This window comes from Chryseobacterium pennae (assembly GCF_003385515.1).
GTDB lineage: Bacteria > Bacteroidota > Bacteroidia > Flavobacteriales > Weeksellaceae > Chryseobacterium > Chryseobacterium pennae.
The window spans coordinates 1-19,607 of sequence record NZ_QNVT01000049.1 but is presented as its reverse complement, the minus strand read 5'-3'; the positions used below and the strand labels follow the sequence as shown (position 1 = coordinate 19,607).

Sequence of the window (19,607 nt, the reverse complement as noted above, 5' to 3'; positions counted from 1 at the left end):
AAAATCAAAAACTTTAGATTACAGCTCAGAGGAGTAAAAGATAAATCTTTTTTTCTTTTTAGATTAACCAAACTTTTTGCGTAATCCACAACTTTTGGTACTGATCCCTCATTTTTCTATTCAAATATATCTCTAACCTAAAAACAAAAACCATCCTTAAAAAGGATGGTTTGTAGACCCACAGGGATTCGAACCCCGAATGACGGTACCAAAAACCGGAGTGTTACCGTTACACTATAGGTCTGTTTTATTTTGGTGGTGCAAATTTACAGCTTTTTTCTTTAGATGCAAGAACTTTTTGATTTTTTTTTTAAATTTACTGTGGATTTTATTTACGGAAAATATGCTGATAGACTTCAATAATCTCAATATTAATCAATTATCCTTTCATTCGGATTTTGAAAAAAAAGTAAGAAATTTTTTAGAAGAATGGATTTCTGAAGGGAATACTGTAAAAGTACAGACTTCAGGATCTACAGGAATTCCTAAAATTTTCGGAATCGAAAAAAAGAAAATGATGAATTCTGCAGTAATGACCTGCGATTTTTTAGGCTTAAAAGAAGGTGATAATGCATTACTATGCCTGCCTGTAGAATATATTTCAGGCAAAATGATGGTGGTACGTTCTATGGAAAGAAAGCTCAGACTAATAGTGAATGAACCCTCTTTACATCCTGTTGATCATTTGGATCAGGAAGTAGACTTCTGTGCCATGACCCCACTTCAGGTGGAAAATTCATTAGATAAACTCCATTTAATCAAAAATTTGATTATTGGGGGAGCTGCTGTTTCTGAAAGTTTGAAAAATAAAATCCTTCAGATGAATCTGGACCTGTCAAATAAGATCTTTGAGACCTATGGAATGTCTGAAACACTTTCTCATATTGCTTTAAAACAATTAATGCCTGAACCGGAAGATTATTTCACTGCTTTTGAAAACGTTACCATTTCCCTGGATGGAAGAGGTTGTCTCAACATCTTTGCTCCTAACGTTAATGCGGAAGTTTTGGTAACTAATGATTTAGTTGAAATTAAAAATAATAAACAGTTTAAATTTCTGGGAAGAATAGATAATGTAATTAATTCTGGTGGAGCGAAAATTTTTCCGGAAGCATTGGAAGCACTTGTCAAAAAAGAAATTCCGAATGAAGCAATCTTTGTAGGTTTACCTGATGAAAGGTTAGGCCAGAAATTGATATTAATTGTTGAGGGAGATCAATCTGATGAAATGGTTCAGAAAATGTCAAGGGTTTCTTTTGAAAAGAATTTCCACAAACCGAAAGAAATTATTTTTATCGGTAAAATTCCAAGAACACCTAATGGGAAGGTTAACAGGATGGAGCTATATAAACTTATTAGTAAAGATATTTAAAAAGTGAAATTCAGCGAATCTAACCTCCAAAATTAAAAAAAATGAAAGATTTTTCAAGAGAGCTCAGTTTCAAAACTTCCCGAAGCAGTGGAGCAGGAGGACAGAACGTTAATAAAGTAGAAACTTCAGTTACTGTACTCTGGAAAGTGATGGTTTCTGAATTTTTTAATGATGAAGAAAAAGCATTGATTCAGGAGAAACTTAAAAACAGAATCAATGCAGATGGCTTTTTGTTTCTAACGGTTTCTGAGAGCAGAACGCAGCTTATGAATAAAAATAAAGCCATCGGGAAAATAACAGAAATTGTTAACAAATCTTTGATCATTCCTAAGAAAAGAACTGCTACAAAACCATCAAAAGGCCAGAAACAAAAGCGATTGGATGCAAAGAAAAAGCTTTCTGATAAAAAGGAAAACAGACGCTTTAAACTTTAATGAAACTCTTTCGCTGAATTTTATTTTTTGCCGAAATTATTAACCATGATAAAAAACCAATTCTATTAGTAATTTTTCAAGTTTGCTGGCTTCCTTTGTTCAACAACAGGGTGCATACAGGAATAGAATATCAATATCAGGTTTCGAAGAATTTTCTGATAGGTTTATGGTACATTGAATGAAATAGGAGCCATAGATTTGAGCGAAAATAAAGTGGAGATTACGAGAGTTTCCTTAAGTGCAGTGGCGGCATTCCGTTTTTAAGTTCTATATTTGTAAGAATTAAAAACAACATCATAATGACAGCAACCATCTTTTTATCTGAGGATCGCCGACGAGCAGGATTGTTGCTGTCATTATTGTATCTGCATACAGATTCTTTTCTGAAAAGTTCTAAGGACTTTATCAATTAAGCCCTGTCAGGATCCAAGACAGGGAATTATTCCGGATTTTTTATTTATTGTTTTTTGCGGTTTTCTATGAAAGAAGGCATATTTGCGCCTGGATTTTACATTGGATCGTTTGGGAAATACTGCATTTTTAATCTTAAAATTGAAAAAAATGTCCGATCATATTACGGTAACCACGGGAATTTATGATGCTATAAAAGATACCCTTAGAAGGAAAAAAGTAAGCATCGAAGAAGAGAAAAGATTAACTGAAGAACTGAGAAAAGCCAAACAGGTACTGAGAAGAAACCTGTCTGAAGATATTGTTACAGTTAACAAAAAAGTGACTTTAAGAGATCATACACTGGATTTTGAACACGAATATATTTTTGTGCCATCTACCAGAGAAAAGCTTAAGAAAAATAAACACTCCATCCTTTCAAATATTGCATTGGCTGTAGTTGGGTATAAAGTAGGAGATATCATCAGCTGGCCTTTCAGGGAAGGGGAAAGAAAAATTGAAATTGTAAAAGTGGAAGCCTGGGAAGGATAAAACTTTGTCATATAGGGTTGAATTTACGAAGAAAACGTAGTCCATGTTGGGCTGCGTTTTCTGTTTCTGGAGAATAAGTGTTGGAAAACGCCAAGGCGCAAGTTTTTTACATACATGATGTTTTAAGGCGCGAAGATTTTATCTACAATAAAATTGTATGCTGTTGAATGATTGCCACGAATACACGAATAATTTTAATTATGCTTGTAATCTATGTGGTGAAGATTTTAAACCACATAGGCACATAGATTTTAGATAAGATAAGGAGTTATCTGATTTTCATATAAAGAGCATTCATAAAAGAAATTCGCGCATTCGTGACTAAAAATAAATGTTATTCTTGCTGAAGATCTTTGATCTTCTTGCGCCTTTGTGTTTATCCAACAAAATATGTCCTAATGCAATTTTGAGTCTGATTATTTAACAAATGATAAAAAAGCATCTTGGTATGAGACTTTCTTCAAGTGCTTGGGCTGCATTCCGTTTTTAAGTTTTATCTTTGCAAAAATTAAAAAAATGAGCAAACCGATAACTGAATTCATAGAAAAGTATTACCTGCACTTCAACGCAGCTGCATTGGTGGATGCTTCTAAAGGATATGTTGCACATCTTAAAGATGGCGGAAAAATGATGATTACTTTAGCTGGAGCAATGTCTACTGCTGAATTAGGAAAGATTCTTGCTGAAATGATCCGTCAGGGGAAAGTAGATTTTATCTCTTGTACAGGTGCCAATCTTGAAGAAGATCTAATGAACCTTGTAGCACACTCTCACTATGAAAGAGTTCCTCATTACAGAGATTTAACTGCTCAGGATGAGTGGGATCTTTTAGAAAGAGGTTTGAACAGAGTTACAGATACTTGTATTCCTGAAGAAGAAGCTTTCAGAAGACTACAAAAACATATCGTAGAGATCTGGAAAGATGCTGAAGCTAAAGGAGAAAGATATTTCCCTCACGAATTCATGTACAAAATGATCCTTTCAGGGGTATTGGAGCAGTATTATGAAATTCCTAGAGAAAACTCATGGATGATTGCTGCTGCAGAAGCAAACTTACCAATCGTAGTTCCGGGATGGGAAGATTCTACAATGGGTAACATCTTCGCTTCTTACTGCATCAAAGGAGAGCTTAAGGCTACTACAATGAAATCAGGTATTGAATATATGACTTACCTTGCTGACTGGTATACTAAAAACTCAGCTGGAAAAGGAGTTGGTTTCTTCCAGATTGGTGGTGGTATCGCAGGAGATTTCCCTATCTGTGTAGTACCAATGCTATACCAGGATATGGAAATGCATGACATTCCTTTCTGGTCTTATTTCTGTCAGATCTCTGATTCTACAACATCTTACGGTTCTTATTCAGGAGCTGTTCCAAATGAAAAAATCACTTGGGGTAAATTAGATATCACTACACCGAAGTTTATCGTTGAAAGTGATGCAACAATCTGTGCACCATTGATGTTCTCTTATATTCTAGAGAATGCTTAATTAATAACTCTTTACGAGATTACAATATTTAGCGCTTCAATCTTTTGAAGCGCTTTTTTATTTGGGCTTCTGATACTCTTTTTTTTGCGCTCGCAGATTTTGCAGATAACGCAGATTCTTTTTTAATGGTTAGAAACTACAAAACCACAAAATTTTTTGCCACGAATGCACAAATATATGAAGTATGATATTCTATGTGCCTATGTGGTTCAATCTTTTTAAATCACATAGGCACATAGATTATAAGTGTAATTTAAATTATTCGTGCATTTGTGGCAATCATTCAACAGTATACAATTTTATCAGAGATAAAATCCTTGCGCCTTAAAGCATTATGCAGGTAAAAAAACTTGCGTCTTAGCGATTTCCAACAAACTCAGAGTTAATATAAAAATAAACATTTGAGTTATCCGCCAAATCTGCGAGCCAATAAATTTATTCTCATAAATATCTATTGTTATCTGTGAGAAAATAAAATTAATCCAAAGAATTAACCAGCACGAAATAACGATATGCCAGAATTCCTTTTTCAACTTTTGTCAGCTTGTTCGGATCCTTCTTACTCAGCTTTGGAAGAATTTTTTTATTGATTACATTCAGTAAACGGAAAAATGATTTTTTCATATCTTTATCTTTTAATGAAACATCATTGAGGTTGTAAGAGTTCAAAAATGATGCAAAAACTCAAAATTCTTTTCCTAAGACTTTAGATATGGACGAAATTTTCAAACAACAGGTATACGAAGTAGCGAAGCTTATTCCAAAAGGAAGGGTTTCTACCTATGGTGCTATAGCGAAAGCAGTGGGGTATCCTAATCATTCCCGTCATGTAGGAAAAGCAATGGGTGGTTGCCCTGAAGATGTGCCTGCGCACCGCGTCATTTCCAGCTCAGGAACCTTATCTGTCCCGGAGTTCCAGAAGAAGCTAGAAGCGGAAGGAATTACTGTGGAAAACTTAAGGATAAAAGGGTTTAAAAAACTGTTTTGGGATCCTATGGTGGAATTGTAACCATCACAAAGTGATTATTGGATTTGCTTTAATAGTATATCTGGTTAACTTTGCGAATAAATATATTATTTAAATATTTTATAACAAAACCATGAAAAAAACTCTACTATTACTCTTAATCACTGTAAAGTGTTGTCTTTTATATGCCCAAACAGCTCCAACTATGGAATGGCAAAAAGTAACAGCAACAATAGGATTCCATACTCGAACCAATGATATTACCCAAACTTCTGATGGTGGATATATTTCAATAGGACAAACAAATACAGTACCCGGATCTAATTATGATTGTGTAATTAATAAGATCGATGCAAATGGAAACCCTGTCTGGAGTAAAACTATTGGTGGATCCAGTGTAGACTACGGTAGAAAAATTATAAAGTTAGCTGATGGTAATTTTATGATTATTGGTGCTACAAAATCTACAGATGGCGATATGGCTGGTCATTATGATACTGAAAAGATGTGGGCTTTTAAAATGGATGGGACAGGAAATTTTATTTGGAAAAAGTTTTATTTTGGAGAAGGTCTTTATGATATACTACCTGTTGCAGACGGATATATTTTGCTTGGAGGAGTATTGAGTGGCGGTTTTTCAGATATCAGAGTTAATAAAATTACTTTAAATGGAGATTTAGTCTGGTCTAAGACATATGGAGGTACTGCTGATGAGGTGGGAGCCAGAATAGGCAGAACTCCAGACAATAATTATATCATTTTTGCTGATACAAGATCTAATGATGGAACAGTTACTAATAATCATGGAGGACAAGATATATGGATACTCAAGTTAGACCCTTCAGGAAATTTACTGTCTCAAAAAACGTATGGTGGCTCTGGATGGGAATATGCTTCAGATTTTGTAAAAGACACTGATGGCTATGTATTTTGGGGACAAACAGGCTCTATGGATGGAGATCTAGCTGGTATTGCTACTGATGCTGATAATGATTTCTGGATTTTCAAAACTGATTTTGACGGTAATATTATCTGGCAAAAAAAGATTGGAAGCGAAAACATGGAATCTCGTAATTGGAGTAAAATTATTAAATCTACAGATAACAATTATATTGCATTAGGAGTTGTATGGAATGGTAATAAAACGGTATATGAAAGTGGGTACCATGGTGCGTCTGATATTTGGTTAGTGAAGTTTGACCGATTAGGAAATATTCTATGGAAGAGATGCTGGGGGGGATCCTTTTATGATGATGCTGTGAATTTTGTACAGAATACTGACGGAAGTCTCGTTGTTGCAGGGAGTACACGATCTGTGAATGGAGATTTGGTAGGTTCAGGAAAAAATACAGAATGGGAGGATGGATGGATTTTTAAATTATATCCGGAAGCTGTTTTATCAACCCATGAAATTGAAAGTAAACAGGTAAATATTTATCCAAATCCAGCTTCTGATTTTGTGAACATTGAAACTAATACAAAAATAGAAAATATAGAAATCTTTACTTCAACCGGGCAGTTTCTAAAAAGGTCAAAGGAAAGTAAAATTGATATTTCATCTTTTACAAAAGGAGTTTATGTCTTTAAATTACAGACTTCAGAAGGAATAAAAACCTATAAAATCATTAAGAAATAATAAAAGAATCCAGTGGCAAATGCCGCTGGATTCTTTTACTTTATATGCGAATTTAAATTTCGATTACTTCTTTGCTCTTGTTGAAGGAGTTTGAGGACCTTTTAATTCCTCTTTCAGCCTTGCATTTTCCTCTTTTAATAAAGCAATATATTCTTGAAGGTTTTCAACAATTGATCCCGGGATATTATTATATTGATGCTGAGTATTAATCGCACCTGCAGATTGGTCATTAAATACAGGATGATCATTATTAACAACTATAGCAGCTGTCTCTTCTTCATAAATATCTTCTAAAGGAACATCTAAAAAACGGGCAATTTTGTTCCACTCATCAGGAATAATTTTTACATCACCACTTTCTTTTCTGCTATAGTTGGATACATCTGTAGCGATAAAATCAGCTATCTGCTGCTGAGTATAGCCTTTTTGCTTTCTGATAAGACGTAATTTTTCTTTTTGCATGACCGACATTTTATACAAAAATGGCGAAAAAGCACAATGTATACAATAGAAAACTGAAAAAAGAGCCGATAAATTTTCACTAGGGAGTGAAGATGAACTACAAAAGTTACAAAAGCTTTATGATTAAACACTTTGGTTTACTTAAGTAAGTTCAACAATAATGCCGCATAAAAGTATACATCAGCAGAAAATCTTAGATTTTCAAAAACTTAAGTACCTTTTCAACAGAATCATATTTACTTCATAAAACTTAAGTGTTTAAAATCTTTTGTGACTGTTGGGGTAAGGGATTAAAGGCTTTAGTTTCAAAAAAATAAATGATTAATCATTCTGTAATGTTGGAAAACGCTAAGACACAAAGGTTTTATCAGGATTATGTATACTTTAAGGGGCAAGAAGCTCAAAGATCTTCGGCAAGAATAACACTTATTTTTAGCCACGAATGCACAAATTTTTTATTGAAGCTCATATAAAGTATGATAATTTTATATCCTTATATTGTTTAAAATCTTTTATTACATCGGCGCATAAATTATAAGTGTAATTAATATTATTCGTGCATTCGTGGCAATATTCATCGGTCTACAATTTTATCGTAGATAAAATCCCTGCGCCTTAAAACCTCATGCATTAATAAAAAAAATTGCGCCTTGGCGTTTCCAACATTTAATACAAAAAAAAAGACTGCTTCTTTCGAAACAGTCTTCTGTAATTTATTTTTCAAGTTGCTTATAGCTTCTCTGTATAAAATCTGTAAGGTCTTTTCCTTTCAGTAGATTTTGAGATAACTTAGCAAGATCTAAAGCGTATTTAATCAGGCTTTCTTTCTCTTCAGTATTCTCAGTTTTCAAGATCTGATTAGAAAGTTCACTGTTGGAATTCACAACAAGGTTGTACATTTCCGGGAAACCACCCATTCCAAACATACCGCCACCACCTGTTGCCTGCATTTCTTTCATTCTTCTCATGAATTCAGGTTGAGTAATGGTGAATGGAGCATCGCTGCTGTCAAGATCCTCTAACTGAACAGTGAATTTAGAATCATGGATCGCTTCTTCTACGTTCTTTTTCAAAGATTCCTTTTCAGTTTCGTTTAGTTTTGAAATAACAGGTTCATCTTTCTTGATAAGATTATTGATGTGATCTGCATCTACTCTTGCGAATGAAATATTTTCCTTCGTAGTTTCCAGCTTCTGGATAACGTGAGAGGTGATTGGAGAGTCTAATAACAGGACTTCATATCCTTTATCTTTTGCAGATTGGATATAACTGTGTTGCTCATCGGCATTGGTTGCATATAGAATTACAAGCTTGTTATCCTTATCCGCTTGAGTAGGCTTGATTTTATCTACCAATTCATTCCAAAGGAAGTATTTTCCGTCTGTTGTTGGGTATAATGTGAATTTATCTGCTTTTTCAGCGAATTTTTCTTCAGTAACCACTCCGTATTCGATGACTACTTTAATATCATTCCATTTTTGTTCGTAGTCTTCACGGTTTTCATTGATTAAGGAAGCCATTTTATCAGCTACTTTTTTAGTGATGTAAGAAGAAATTTTCTTTACAGCACCGTCTGCCTGAAGATAAGAACGGGATACATTCAATGGAATATCCGGAGAATCAATTACACCTCTTAGAAGCATTAGGAAATCTGGAACGATCCCTTTTACTTCATCCGTTACGAATACCTGGTTTTGGTATAACTGAATTTTATCCTTATCAATATTTAAGTTGTTGCTTAATTTAGGGAAGAATAAAACTCCGGTAAGGTTGAAAGGATAATCTACGTTCAGGTGAATGTGGAATAAAGGTTCTTCAAACTGCATTGGATATAGTTCGTGATAGAACTTCATATAATCCTCGTTGGTAAGATCACTTGGAGCAATCGTCCATGCTGGGGTAGGATTATTGATAATATTATCTACTTCCTCAGTTTCTGCAACGGCATCTTCCGGAGCGTCTTCCGGTAAAGGAAGCGTATGTGTTTTTGTTCCGAATTTAATAGGAACAGGCATAAATTTGTTATACTTTAATAACAGTTCACGGATTTTTCCTTCTTCTAAAAACTCTACAGAATCTTCTGCGATGTGAAGAATGATTTCAGTTCCCCTTTCTGTTTTATCAGTCGTTTCTTCAAGAGTAAATTCAGGACTTCCATCACAGATCCATCTTACTGCAGGTTCATCTTTGTAAGATTTGGTAAGGATTTCCACTTTTTCAGCCACCATGAAAGCAGAGTAGAACCCAAGTCCGAAGTGCCCGATAATCCCTGAATCCTTTGCTGTATCTTTATATTTTTCCAAAAACTCTTCAGCTCCTGAAAAAGCTACCTGATTGATGTATTTTTCAACCTCCTCACTGGTCATACCGATACCCTGGTCAATGATACGTAAGGTTTTTTGCTCTTTATCAATTTTAACCTCAAGTTTAGGATTTCCGTATTCTACCTTTGCTTCACCTATACTTGTTAAATGCTTTAGCTTTAAAGTAGCGTCCGTAGCATTGGAAATCAGCTCTCTTAAGAATATTTCGTGGTCACTGTAAAGAAACTTTTTAATAAGTGGGAAAATGTTTTCCACCGATACATTAATATTTCCTTTCGTCATAATATTTTAGATTTTTAATTTTCAAATATTTCTCAAAAAAAATACCATGAAGCAGAAAGTGACAGAATGACATTCTTTCGATGGGTAGAAATGAGGAATATTGTGAATTTGTCAAAGAAATATCATACTTTTAGTCCTTAAAAATTTTTAAAAATGAAGATGAAATGTACAGTTTTTATTCTGTTCATGATGGCCTGTTGCCTGTATGGACAGAAAAAGCCATTAGACCATTCTGTGTACGACAGTTGGCAGAATATTGGCTCGAGAAAAATCTCGAATGACGGAAAATGGGTGGCCTATTCTGTGGATGTTCAGGAAGGAAATTCTAACCTTTTTTTATATTCAGTTAAAAATAAAACTTCAAAAAATTTTGCCAGAGGAACAAAGGTGGATTTTACGAATGATTCGAGGTTTGCCGTTTTTCAAATCCGCCCGTTGTATAAAGATATAAAAGCGGTAAAAGATAAGAAGCTTAAAAAGAATAAGTTAACAAAAGATAGTCTTGCGATTGTTGATATTTTGAGTGGTCAGACAGAGAAAATTCCTAATGTAAAAACATTTAAAATCCCGGAAAAAGCAGGTTCATATATTGCATACCTTCTGGAAGATACCAAAGATAAATCTTCTAATGACGCTTCTGATAAAGAAGATGGAGAGGAAAGTAAAGAGGAAGATAAAAATGTAAAGCCATTGCAGTTAGTGGTTCGTAATCTTTTGGATGGGAAGAGTACAACTTATGATAATGTGATTCGCTATGAATTCAGTAAAAATGGGAGGCAACTCGCTTTTATAACGAAGAAACCGGACGAAAAAAAGGATAAAAAAGAGGGAAAGGATTCAGCAGATGAAAAATCTTCAGATAAATCAGATAAAAAAGATACTGACAAATCAAAACCAAAGAAATACGCACTTGAAACCGTGCAGGTAGTAGATCTGCAGAAAGGAGCAGTTACTAAAATTTCAGAAATGGAAGGTGATTTTTCACAGTTATCTTTTGATGAAGAAGGGAGCCAGCTGGCATTTGTGGGAACTTCTTCTGCACAGAATGATCTGGTGAAGCTGTATAATCTGTATTATTTTAATTTTAAAGGAAATAAAAAGGAGCAGATAACCCATGAAAGTGGGCAAATGAAAAAAGATTGGGTAATTTCTGAAAACCGCTTGCCTTTATTCAGTAAAAACGGAAAGCAGTTATATTTTGGTGTTGCTCCCAAACCTATTGCAAAAGATACTGCGATGATTGCCAATGATCACGCAGTGGTAGATATCTGGAATTACAGAGATGATTATTTGCAAACCGTACAGCTAAAGGAATTGAAAAATGATTTGAAAAAATCTTATGCAGCAGTAATGCAAACGGAGAAACCGGATTTCTTCAGAAACATTGATGGTGAAGATTTAGATACTTTAAGAGTAGTAAACCAAGGAAATGCTGAATTTGCACTAGGAGTTACCAGTTTAAACAACCGTATCTCTTCACAATGGGAAGGCTCAACAAAGAAAACTTATTTCCTTATCGATAATAAAACAGGAGACAGAACCGAAATTATTAAAAATTTGGACGGTTCAGTGGCTGTATCTCCACTGGGAAAATTTGTTGTCATTTTTGACAGAGAAAAAGGGAGATGGTTGAGTTATAATGTTAAAACCAAACAAACACTTCCACTGAGTACAGGATTACCGGTTTCTTTTGTGGATGAAGAGTTTGATATGCCAGACTTTCCATACTCTTATGGTATTGCGTCATGGACGGATAATGATGAGTCTGTGATTATCAAAGACCGTTATGATCTTTGGGAGTTTTTTCTGAACGGTTCAAAAAAGCCAAGAAATATCACGAATGGATATGGGCGTAAAAATAAAATAACCTTTGATACTTACGATTTAGATAAAGATATTAAAAGCTTAAACCGAAAGTCTTCTATTTACTTATCAGCATTTGATAATACATCTAAAGCTAATGGGATTTTTAAAACCTCTATTCAGTCGAGTGCTGATCCTGTAAAAATTCAAATGGAAGATGTATGGGGATACAGAAGTCTTCAAAAAGCGAAGAATGCAGAAGAATATATTTTAGTAAAAGAATCATATACAGATTCTCCGAATATTTTTACAACATCAGACATATCAAAACAACAAAAGCTAAGCGATACCAATCTACAGCAGAAGCTTTATAATTGGGGAACTGATGAATTGGTAAACTGGACAACACCCAAAGGAAATACATCTACAGGAGTTTTATTCAAACCGGAAAATTTTGATCCGAACAAAAAGTATCCTATGATCGTTTATTTCTATGAAAAACTTTCTGATAATCTGAATCGTTATGTAGCACCGTCTCCAACACCTTCAAGATTAAATATTTCTTATTTTGTAAGCAACGGATATCTGGTTTTCACTCCTGATATTTCTTATAAAGATGGTTTCCCAGGAGAATCTGCAATGGAATATATTAATTCCGGGGTTGAAAAGCTGAAGCAAAATGCATGGGTAGATGGTACTAAAATAGGAATTCAGGGACAAAGCTGGGGCGGTTATCAGGTAGCTTATCTGATTGCTCATACTGATATGTATGCAGCGGCCTGGAGTGGAGCTCCTGTTGTCAACATGACTTCTGCCTACGGAGGAATCCGATGGAGTACGGGAATGAACAGACAGTTTCAATATGAAAAATCGCAAAGTAGATTAGGAAAGAACTTATGGGAAGCTCCGGATCTTTATATTAAAAATTCACCGCTTTTTACTATCGATAAAGTAAAAACTCCGGTAGTTATTATGAGCAATGATAAAGATGGAGCAGTGCCATGGTATCAGGGAATTGAAATGTTTACCGCGTTACGCCGCCTTGGAAAACCAGTATGGCTTCTGAATTATAATGGTGACGATCACAACCTTATCAAACGCCAGAACAGAAAAGATATTCAAGTCCGTGAACAGCAGTTTTTTGATTACTATCTTAAAGGTGCTAAGGCTCCGGTTTGGATGACAAAAGGGATTCCGGCTACCCAAAAAGGAAAAGATTGGGGATTTGACTTAACAGATGATAAACCTAATTAAAATAAATTCGGCGGAGCCAAAGGCTCCGCCGAATTTATTTTAAAATTTCTCAAAAAAAAACAAGGATAAACTGACACAATGGCATTTTTTTTATGATGGGCCTATTGTGAGCTTTTATTATATTTACCGCCAATTTTAACAACAATATGGGAATCTTTGATTTTTTTAAGAAGAAAAATAACAGACAGGAAAATGTCAGTACTCCGGTTCAGCAGCAAGAAATGCCAGAGGAGAAAATAGCAGAAGAGAAAGTAGAGGAAATAGTAGAGACCATTCCGGAAATACCAGTGCAATCACACGCTGTAGAAGAGAAAAAGGTAAATGAATTATATGAAAAAGTCAAGATTTATAGTGATTATATCGTGTATTCTATTGCACTTCAACTGAGAGGAGATTTTGCCCCAATTTCAGCATTTGAAAAAGAAAATGGCGAAGTAGAGGGATTTGCTTATATGGTTACAGATCCTACTTATGGGCTTTCACCACAGGTGGTGCTTAGTAACATGAAAGAGAAGTTTGAAAGTGAACTGAAAGAAGGGAAGATAAAGTCATATGCTGTTCTATACCATTCTCAGTTTAATGATGATGGAAATCATGCTTTGGCTATGAATCCCCAAGATCTTAAAGCAATTACATTATCATATCACTTTAATGATTCTGAAGAAGGTAAAATTGCATTACCTTATGTTTTTGAGAATGAAAATGTCACGTTTAAAGGTTTTGCAGGATTCTCTCATGAAGAAAATAATGAGATTATGAATACTCAGTTGGTGGATGGTAAAGATTACTTCACAAACAAGCATGAAATTAAAAGTCCTGAAAGTACAAATGAAGCAGGAATTATTCTGAAGAAATCGAATGTTCATTCTCTAGCGAATATGTGGGGTGGAATTTTTGGGTTTCAGAATTTCCAGACTCAGGAGAAATTTGCTCAATATTTAATGGAAACCATGGCTTTATGCAGAGTAGATGAGATTGATGCAGAGGAAAAGGCTAAGCATACAGAATTTGGAGATATAAAGTTCAGAACGATTATTTCAGATGATTTTAATGGTATTTATCCGGAAGTAAAAACTAATTTCTCTCTTGATTTTGAAACAAAAGAAATTCGTGAATGGGAAAATGTGGATCATAATGAAGCTATTGTAGGTGGAGTTGCGAGAGATACTTTTGGACTTTGGTTCTTTCCTACAGATTATGCAGAAAACAAAGATAAATATTTTACACAAAATAAATTAAATGTTACGATCAGTGGGATTGTTTTCGTTTTAGATCTTCATGAAAGTTTTGATTTACCGGACGGTACAAAGACTGATGAAGAGTTTACTGCATACAAGCCAAGTCAGGACCTTCCAGATTATGGGTGTATTGATTTTATTGGTAAGGTACTCGACATTAAAGAAACTGAAGTATTGGAGGATGGAAGTGTAAAAGGATATATGCTGAAATTAAGGCTGATTACCCATCCGGAAATGGAAGACTTCTTCACAGTTGATGCTTTTGTGAACAAAGAAAATATGAGATTTGAAACGCTTACAGTAGGAATGCAGGTTGCAGGAGCAATGCAGTTACAGGGAAAAATTACTGGATAAGAAATATCTATAAAATAAAAACGGTCTGAAAAAATTCAGACCGTTTTTTATTTACTATTTGTTTTTCAACTCTTCTTTGATCTTGTTCTCCAATTCCTCGGCAAGTTCAGGATTGTCTTTTAAGACATCTTTTACAGCATCACGCCCTTGGCCTAGTTTAGATTCTTCATAACTGAACCAAGAACCACTTTTCTTCACAATTCCCATATCAACAGCAGTATCAAGAATTTCTCCTACTTTAGAAACTCCTTCACCATACATAATATCGAATTCTGCCTGTTTGAAAGGTGGAGCGACTTTGTTTTTCACAATCTTCACTTTCACACGGCTTCCGATTGCTTCATCTCCATTTTTGATTGGTGCGCTTGCTTTTCTGATATCAATTCTTACAGAAGCATAGAATTTAAGAGCGTTACCTCCGGTAGTAGTTTCAGGGTTACCGAACATTACTCCAATTTTTTCTCTTAACTGGTTGATGAAAATTACAGTACATTTCGTTCTTGAAATGGTAGCTGTAAGTTTTCTTAATGCCTGAGACATCAATCTTGCGTGAAGTCCCATTTTAGAATCCCCCATTTCCCCTTCAATCTCAGCTTTTGGAGTAAGAGCCGCAACAGAGTCAATAACAACAATGTCAATAGCTCCTGAACGGATCAGGTTATCAGCAATTTCTAAAGCCTGTTCCCCGTTATCCGGCTGAGAAATGATAAGGTTCTCCAAATCGATTCCTAATTTTGCAGCATATGTTCTGTCGAAAGCATGCTCAGCATCAATGAATGCAGCAATACCACCAGCTTTTTGAGCTTCAGCAATTGCGTGAAGGGTTAATGTTGTTTTACCTGAAGATTCAGGTCCATATATTTCAATGATTCTTCCTTTTGGATATCCTCCTATACCTAATGCGATATCTAATCCTAAAGATCCGGAAGGAATTACTTCTATAGTACTGTCTATAGCACTATCACCTAAAGTCATTACTGTTCCCTTTCCGTATGTTTTATCTAGCTTGTCAAGCACTAACGCGAGTGCTTTCTTCTTATCATCAATGTTACTCATCTCTATTAAATAATTTCTCAAAAATACATAATTTCCCAATCAAAAACTAATATTATTTCTCTGTGAAACCGGTTTTTAGAGTTAAAAAATGATAAAATTTTAGGGCTGATGTTCTTCATAACGAGATAGATGTGAATGCAAGCTTGAAGAGGCTTGAAAACATAAATTTAAGATAAGAAAGTTACGGTTGGAAACAGGAAGTGTGAGGATGGAAGTTATATTGAACCGGATGATTTCTAGGAGTTATAGTCTTTACAATTTATTTACTATAAAAAAAGCTTATCTTAAAACATTCTTTTAAAGATCATGCTATGGACAGAAAATTAAAATTATTCCTGATTAAATCTTTTGCTGTATTAGCTGTTATCCATCTGGCTTACTTTATATATGGATATGTAAAGTTTAAAGGTCTTAAAGAAATTTATGATAACACAGAATTTTACAGGTTTAAATTTTACGATGATGTTTCCATTTCTCACATTTTCGTATCCGGTCTTTTTTTGTTTTTCTTTATTATTTTTCTTCTTAGAAATCATTCCAAAAAAAGAAATACGCTTTCACAAAAATTGGGGATTGGCATTATCCTTCTATTGGTGTCCTTTTCATCCCTGACCTTTTTCATCAGTTATAGTTTGGGGCTAAATGCCAAATTACGAACCGAGTTACCCGAAAAGGATCTTAATAAGGACAAAGAACTGTTGAATGTCTTACAACCTTTTTTATACAACTATACTTCTTATAGTTCAGAGAAGCTCTTTAATCCCGAAAATATTTTATATCCCAAACCTTACCCAGTGATTGAACAGAGAGATACGTTGTATTATGATCCAGGCAATATGGATTATTATACAACAGAATCTAGTTATTACAGTATTGACACACTAACAATGTTGAATGCCAATCACGAAAAAATAAACAGCAAAGCAAGATTAGTGCTTGACATTCTTGGACTTGATACCAAGGAGTTGGAAAAAAGGATTATTTCTAAAAAGAAGATAGGGGATAGTACTCAAATTATATTTAAAGGAGTGGTCGTACATCCTGATTACGACGATAAAATGTGTATTTTTCTTGAAAATAAATATTTGTTTTTTCCATTACATGATATTCCTGAGCAGAAGCAGCAGTATCAAAATGCGATTAAAAGATACAATTTGCTTTACAAATACAGTCAGGATTCCTTACTTGCCTCGTTTCAGAAACTGGATATCCTTTTAAAAAAATATCATATAGAAACACAGATCGTTCCGAAAGACCTGACTAAAGATGTCTTTTATTACCGGGATCATCGGCAGGAACCTCTGAATGCAATACGAAATACTTATGAAAGAAAAGACTTAAAGGATAAATTTGCAACCCTTGACCGTCTGTTCTACAAACCGAATTATCTTCATCCTTCCATCAGGGAAATTTTTTTCAGTGCTGTCATTGGTGTCTGGCTTATTTTATTGGGAATGTATTTGATCTGGAATTTCATGAGCAGAAAAGTTTCTTCGGATAGCTAAGGGAAATGAGCAATTGTAAATATTACATCTTGTTTCAATTGAATTGAGAGATATCAATTTACAGATGAGCATGGTTTCCTGTTCCTTAAAAACTAATTTTAATGAAAGTTTGAATTTTTGGTGATGTTCAGATAGTCTTTCAAAACTTTCATCTGATCTTTATTTCCTCTCTTTATCCTTGAATCCCTACTTACAAGACGATCATAAATCCTATTGAAAAGTATTTTTGATTTTGGAAATAACAGTTTATTAGAAACTTCAGGAATTTGTAGTCTTTTACAAACTTCATCATCCAGCAGAAACCAGGTACAGCAGATGTGAAGGTATCGCAAATTTTTTCTTTGGAATTCAAATTTTAAAATAGGATTTTCCAAAGATTCATCTAATAAAGAATGAGCTAAAAGAACAGAATCTTTATCTGATGGAGGCTGAATGGAAGTCCATAAATAAAAATATTCTGTAGCCTGCTTTTTATCATCAGGAAGAAGTTGCTCCGGAATTCCGAGAAGATAGCCCACATATTTCCACAGGTGGAAAATTCCCTGTTCCTCTTCAGGAGAAAAAGTATTTCCTAATTTCTGAAGGCTATGAAGAAAAACTAAACTGAAACCAATGTAGGTTGCCATCATATCCCAGGAATTGATAGGTTCTCCCCAGTTTTCAGTATCCCAATCTTTATAATGCTTTTTAATCGAAAGTCTTGCGTAGGAGTGGATTAAACGGGTTTTTATAGCGAATTCGTATCCCTTGGCGTGGATCTCCAATGCATTGTAACGGGTAACGTTCACCCAAAAATCCAATGTTTCCGAAAGACGCTTTACTGCTCCTTTCTTCAAAGCTTCTGTAACAATAAGTGGTTTGTTGAGATAAGCATAATCATATCCTCCGATCAGACAGTAATCTCTTAAGGAAATTAATGAATCGAGATTACTTCGCATACAGAGTTCAGCACCACTTTTTAATAAATTATAATCCAGCCAGTCAGGAGTTTTCTGGGTTTCAGAGAATAGTTTTTTTACACTTTCAGGGATATTATCATTTTCAGAAACGCCATTCCGGATATAACCTTCAATCTCTCTCGATGCTTCATGGAATTTTTTAGTGAAATAAACATCCTTTACAACATCATCACCAGTTTCATCTACATGATAGAAGAAAGAGGCATATTGTTCAAAATCTTTAAAGCTCACTTCAGCAGCGGAAAATTCTATTAATAATTTTCCGTTACCGTTTTCCCAAAAATTTCTGAAATGAGGAGAATCCTTAAATCGGGGTTGTATCATTGTTCATTCCTTAGATATATAAAAGTACAAGTTTTGCACCGAAACTATTAAGTGAGATTTATCAGTAATATCGTTAATATCATTTTTTAATGAGGAATTGATCTGTTTTAAGTTATTGAAAAATACCACAAAAGGGTAATTTACTTGTGTTCATTGAATTTTAAAATTTGTGTTAAAAAATAGCCATGAAAAAATATTTATTATTACTAGTACTTTTAGGAGTTGTAGTTTCAGCACAAGAGAGTTTTAAGAGGGTGTATCATATCCCGGCATCGAAAGGTGAGATTTTATTAAAAAAGGATGTTTCAGTAAAGTTTGACAAATGGAGTAAAGGTGAGTTAGATTCCATTAAACAGATTTATGTTCCTGAAAGCATGATTAAAATTAGTGAACAAATTTCAATTAATAGTGTATTGCAAACTGTAACAAGAGAAATTAAAGTTGACACAGCCTTTTATAAAACTTTAACTGTTAAAAGAAGTGAGATTGCTAAATGTGGCTTTTGGGGATATGTTAAGTTTGATGATAACAAAATTATAGCTAATAAAAATAGCTGTAAAAAAGATGAAAAGGATAATATTTATTACTATCAGCTTAAGAATCGGGATCAGTTAAGTCTTTATTTCATTGAAGGAACAGTTTCAGCATTTACAGTACCAATAAAATACAGGTTTAAGCAACCAAATGTTTCAGAAGAATTTTCTTCAGCAAGCTTAAATGCCAATCTATTTGGGGGAATTTCTTTTGGTATGTCCAGCTTTTTTTATAGAGATAAGGTTGGAAGTGTAACAAATAATCATAAATTAACACTAGGTACATTTGTCGGTTCTTCTGTTGTTGAGCTTAATAGTAATAATACCTCTGCTTCTGTAGATCCTCTCCCTAATGATAGAAAAATAATAAAAGGGTTAGCCAGTATAGGATTGGGAATTGCCTATTCTTATAATAAAGTAAATTTTGCAGGGTTTTTAGGGTGGGATTATGCAATAGGAGATGAGGCAGAAAAATGGAATTATAATAAAAAACCCTGGATAGGAATTGCAATCGGTTATTCTTTGTTTAATTTATAAATTTATAGTGAGGACTGAACAAAAAAGCCTTCCCCATTAGACTGCACCCAAAAGTTTAGACAAAATTAAATAATATTATTATATGAAAGAGTTCGGTACTGTACTGGACTCTTTCCTTTTAGATTAAGCCTTAT

The 19,607-nt window shown here is 34.2% G+C and carries 15 protein-coding genes and 1 tRNA gene; 10 read left to right on the top strand and 6 right to left on the bottom strand.

Going from position 1 to position 19,607, the window contains the following annotated elements:
* Positions 1 to 173: 173 nt before the first annotated feature.
* Positions 174 to 244, bottom strand: a tRNA-Gln gene (locus DRF65_RS27625).
* 99 nt (positions 245 to 343) lie between these two features.
* On the opposite strand from DRF65_RS27625, the gene DRF65_RS27620 reads away from it, so the two are divergent.
* From DRF65_RS27620 to DRF65_RS27605, 4 genes are all read left to right on the top strand, one after another.
* The gene (locus DRF65_RS27620; RefSeq protein WP_115973924.1) at positions 344 to 1,372 is read left to right on the top strand and encodes an AMP-binding protein; all 1,029 of its coding nucleotides are present in this window, start codon (positions 344 to 346) and stop codon (positions 1,370 to 1,372) included.
* A gap of 41 nt (positions 1,373 to 1,413) precedes the next feature.
* On the top strand, positions 1,414 to 1,806 hold the full coding sequence (gene arfB, locus DRF65_RS27615) for an alternative ribosome rescue aminoacyl-tRNA hydrolase ArfB (RefSeq protein ID WP_115973923.1): 393 nt from the start codon (positions 1,414 to 1,416) through the stop codon (positions 1,804 to 1,806).
* Positions 1,807 to 2,367: 561 nt separating this feature from the next.
* Complete coding sequence (locus DRF65_RS27610) at positions 2,368 to 2,748, top strand: GreA/GreB family elongation factor (RefSeq protein ID WP_115973925.1); 381 nt, start codon at positions 2,368 to 2,370, stop codon at positions 2,746 to 2,748.
* A gap of 516 nt (positions 2,749 to 3,264) precedes the next feature.
* Complete coding sequence (locus tag DRF65_RS27605; protein WP_045500886.1) at positions 3,265 to 4,239, top strand: deoxyhypusine synthase family protein; 975 nt, start codon at positions 3,265 to 3,267, stop codon at positions 4,237 to 4,239.
* Positions 4,240 to 4,716: 477 nt separating this feature from the next.
* Here the strand turns inward: DRF65_RS27605 and DRF65_RS28705 are convergent, their stop codons facing one another.
* Positions 4,717 to 4,863: a hypothetical protein gene (locus DRF65_RS28705; protein ID WP_165852328.1), complete on the bottom strand. Its 147-nt coding sequence runs from the start codon at positions 4,861 to 4,863 to the stop codon at positions 4,717 to 4,719.
* 88 nt (positions 4,864 to 4,951) lie between these two features.
* On the opposite strand from DRF65_RS28705, the gene DRF65_RS27595 reads away from it, so the two are divergent.
* Positions 4,952 to 5,248 (top strand): MGMT family protein, encoded by a 297-nt coding sequence (locus DRF65_RS27595; protein ID WP_115973921.1) that lies wholly within the window; start codon positions 4,952 to 4,954, stop codon positions 5,246 to 5,248.
* A 91-nt stretch (positions 5,249 to 5,339) separates the two neighbouring features.
* Complete coding sequence (locus DRF65_RS27590; RefSeq protein ID WP_115973920.1) at positions 5,340 to 6,842, top strand: T9SS type A sorting domain-containing protein; 1,503 nt, start codon at positions 5,340 to 5,342, stop codon at positions 6,840 to 6,842.
* Between the two features lie 63 nt (positions 6,843 to 6,905).
* Here the strand turns inward: DRF65_RS27590 and DRF65_RS27585 are convergent, their stop codons facing one another.
* Both DRF65_RS27585 and htpG read right to left on the bottom strand, forming a co-directional pair.
* Positions 6,906 to 7,304, bottom strand: coding sequence for a helix-turn-helix transcriptional regulator (locus tag DRF65_RS27585; protein WP_115973919.1), 399 nt, complete (start codon positions 7,302 to 7,304; stop codon positions 6,906 to 6,908).
* Between the two features lie 713 nt (positions 7,305 to 8,017).
* A complete protein-coding gene (gene htpG, locus DRF65_RS27580) occupies positions 8,018 to 9,910 on the bottom strand; it encodes a molecular chaperone HtpG (RefSeq protein WP_115973918.1) in 1,893 nt (630 codons plus the stop codon).
* A gap of 153 nt (positions 9,911 to 10,063) precedes the next feature.
* On the opposite strand from htpG, the gene DRF65_RS27575 reads away from it, so the two are divergent.
* Positions 10,064 to 12,967: a S9 family peptidase gene (locus DRF65_RS27575; RefSeq protein ID WP_115973917.1), complete on the top strand. Its 2,904-nt coding sequence runs from the start codon at positions 10,064 to 10,066 to the stop codon at positions 12,965 to 12,967.
* A 146-nt stretch (positions 12,968 to 13,113) separates the two neighbouring features.
* Complete coding sequence (locus DRF65_RS27570; protein WP_115973916.1) at positions 13,114 to 14,559, top strand: hypothetical protein; 1,446 nt, start codon at positions 13,114 to 13,116, stop codon at positions 14,557 to 14,559.
* A gap of 54 nt (positions 14,560 to 14,613) precedes the next feature.
* Here the strand turns inward: DRF65_RS27570 and recA are convergent, their stop codons facing one another.
* Positions 14,614 to 15,615: a recombinase RecA gene (gene recA / locus DRF65_RS27565; RefSeq protein ID WP_115973915.1), complete on the bottom strand. Its 1,002-nt coding sequence runs from the start codon at positions 15,613 to 15,615 to the stop codon at positions 14,614 to 14,616.
* A gap of 311 nt (positions 15,616 to 15,926) precedes the next feature.
* On the opposite strand from recA, the gene DRF65_RS27560 reads away from it, so the two are divergent.
* Positions 15,927 to 17,120 (top strand): hypothetical protein, encoded by a 1,194-nt coding sequence (locus DRF65_RS27560; protein ID WP_115973914.1) that lies wholly within the window; start codon positions 15,927 to 15,929, stop codon positions 17,118 to 17,120.
* Positions 17,121 to 17,218: 98 nt separating this feature from the next.
* Here DRF65_RS27560 and DRF65_RS27555 read toward each other — a convergent pair whose 3' ends face one another.
* Positions 17,219 to 18,403, bottom strand: coding sequence for an oxygenase MpaB family protein (locus DRF65_RS27555; protein ID WP_115973913.1), 1,185 nt, complete (start codon positions 18,401 to 18,403; stop codon positions 17,219 to 17,221).
* 185 nt (positions 18,404 to 18,588) lie between these two features.
* Between DRF65_RS27555 and DRF65_RS27550 the strand changes: the two genes are divergently transcribed.
* Positions 18,589 to 19,473 carry a hypothetical protein gene (locus DRF65_RS27550; RefSeq protein WP_115973912.1) on the top strand — a complete coding sequence of 295 codons (885 nt, stop codon included), beginning with the start codon at positions 18,589 to 18,591 and terminating at the stop codon, positions 19,471 to 19,473.
* Positions 19,474 to 19,607 lie beyond the last annotated feature (134 nt).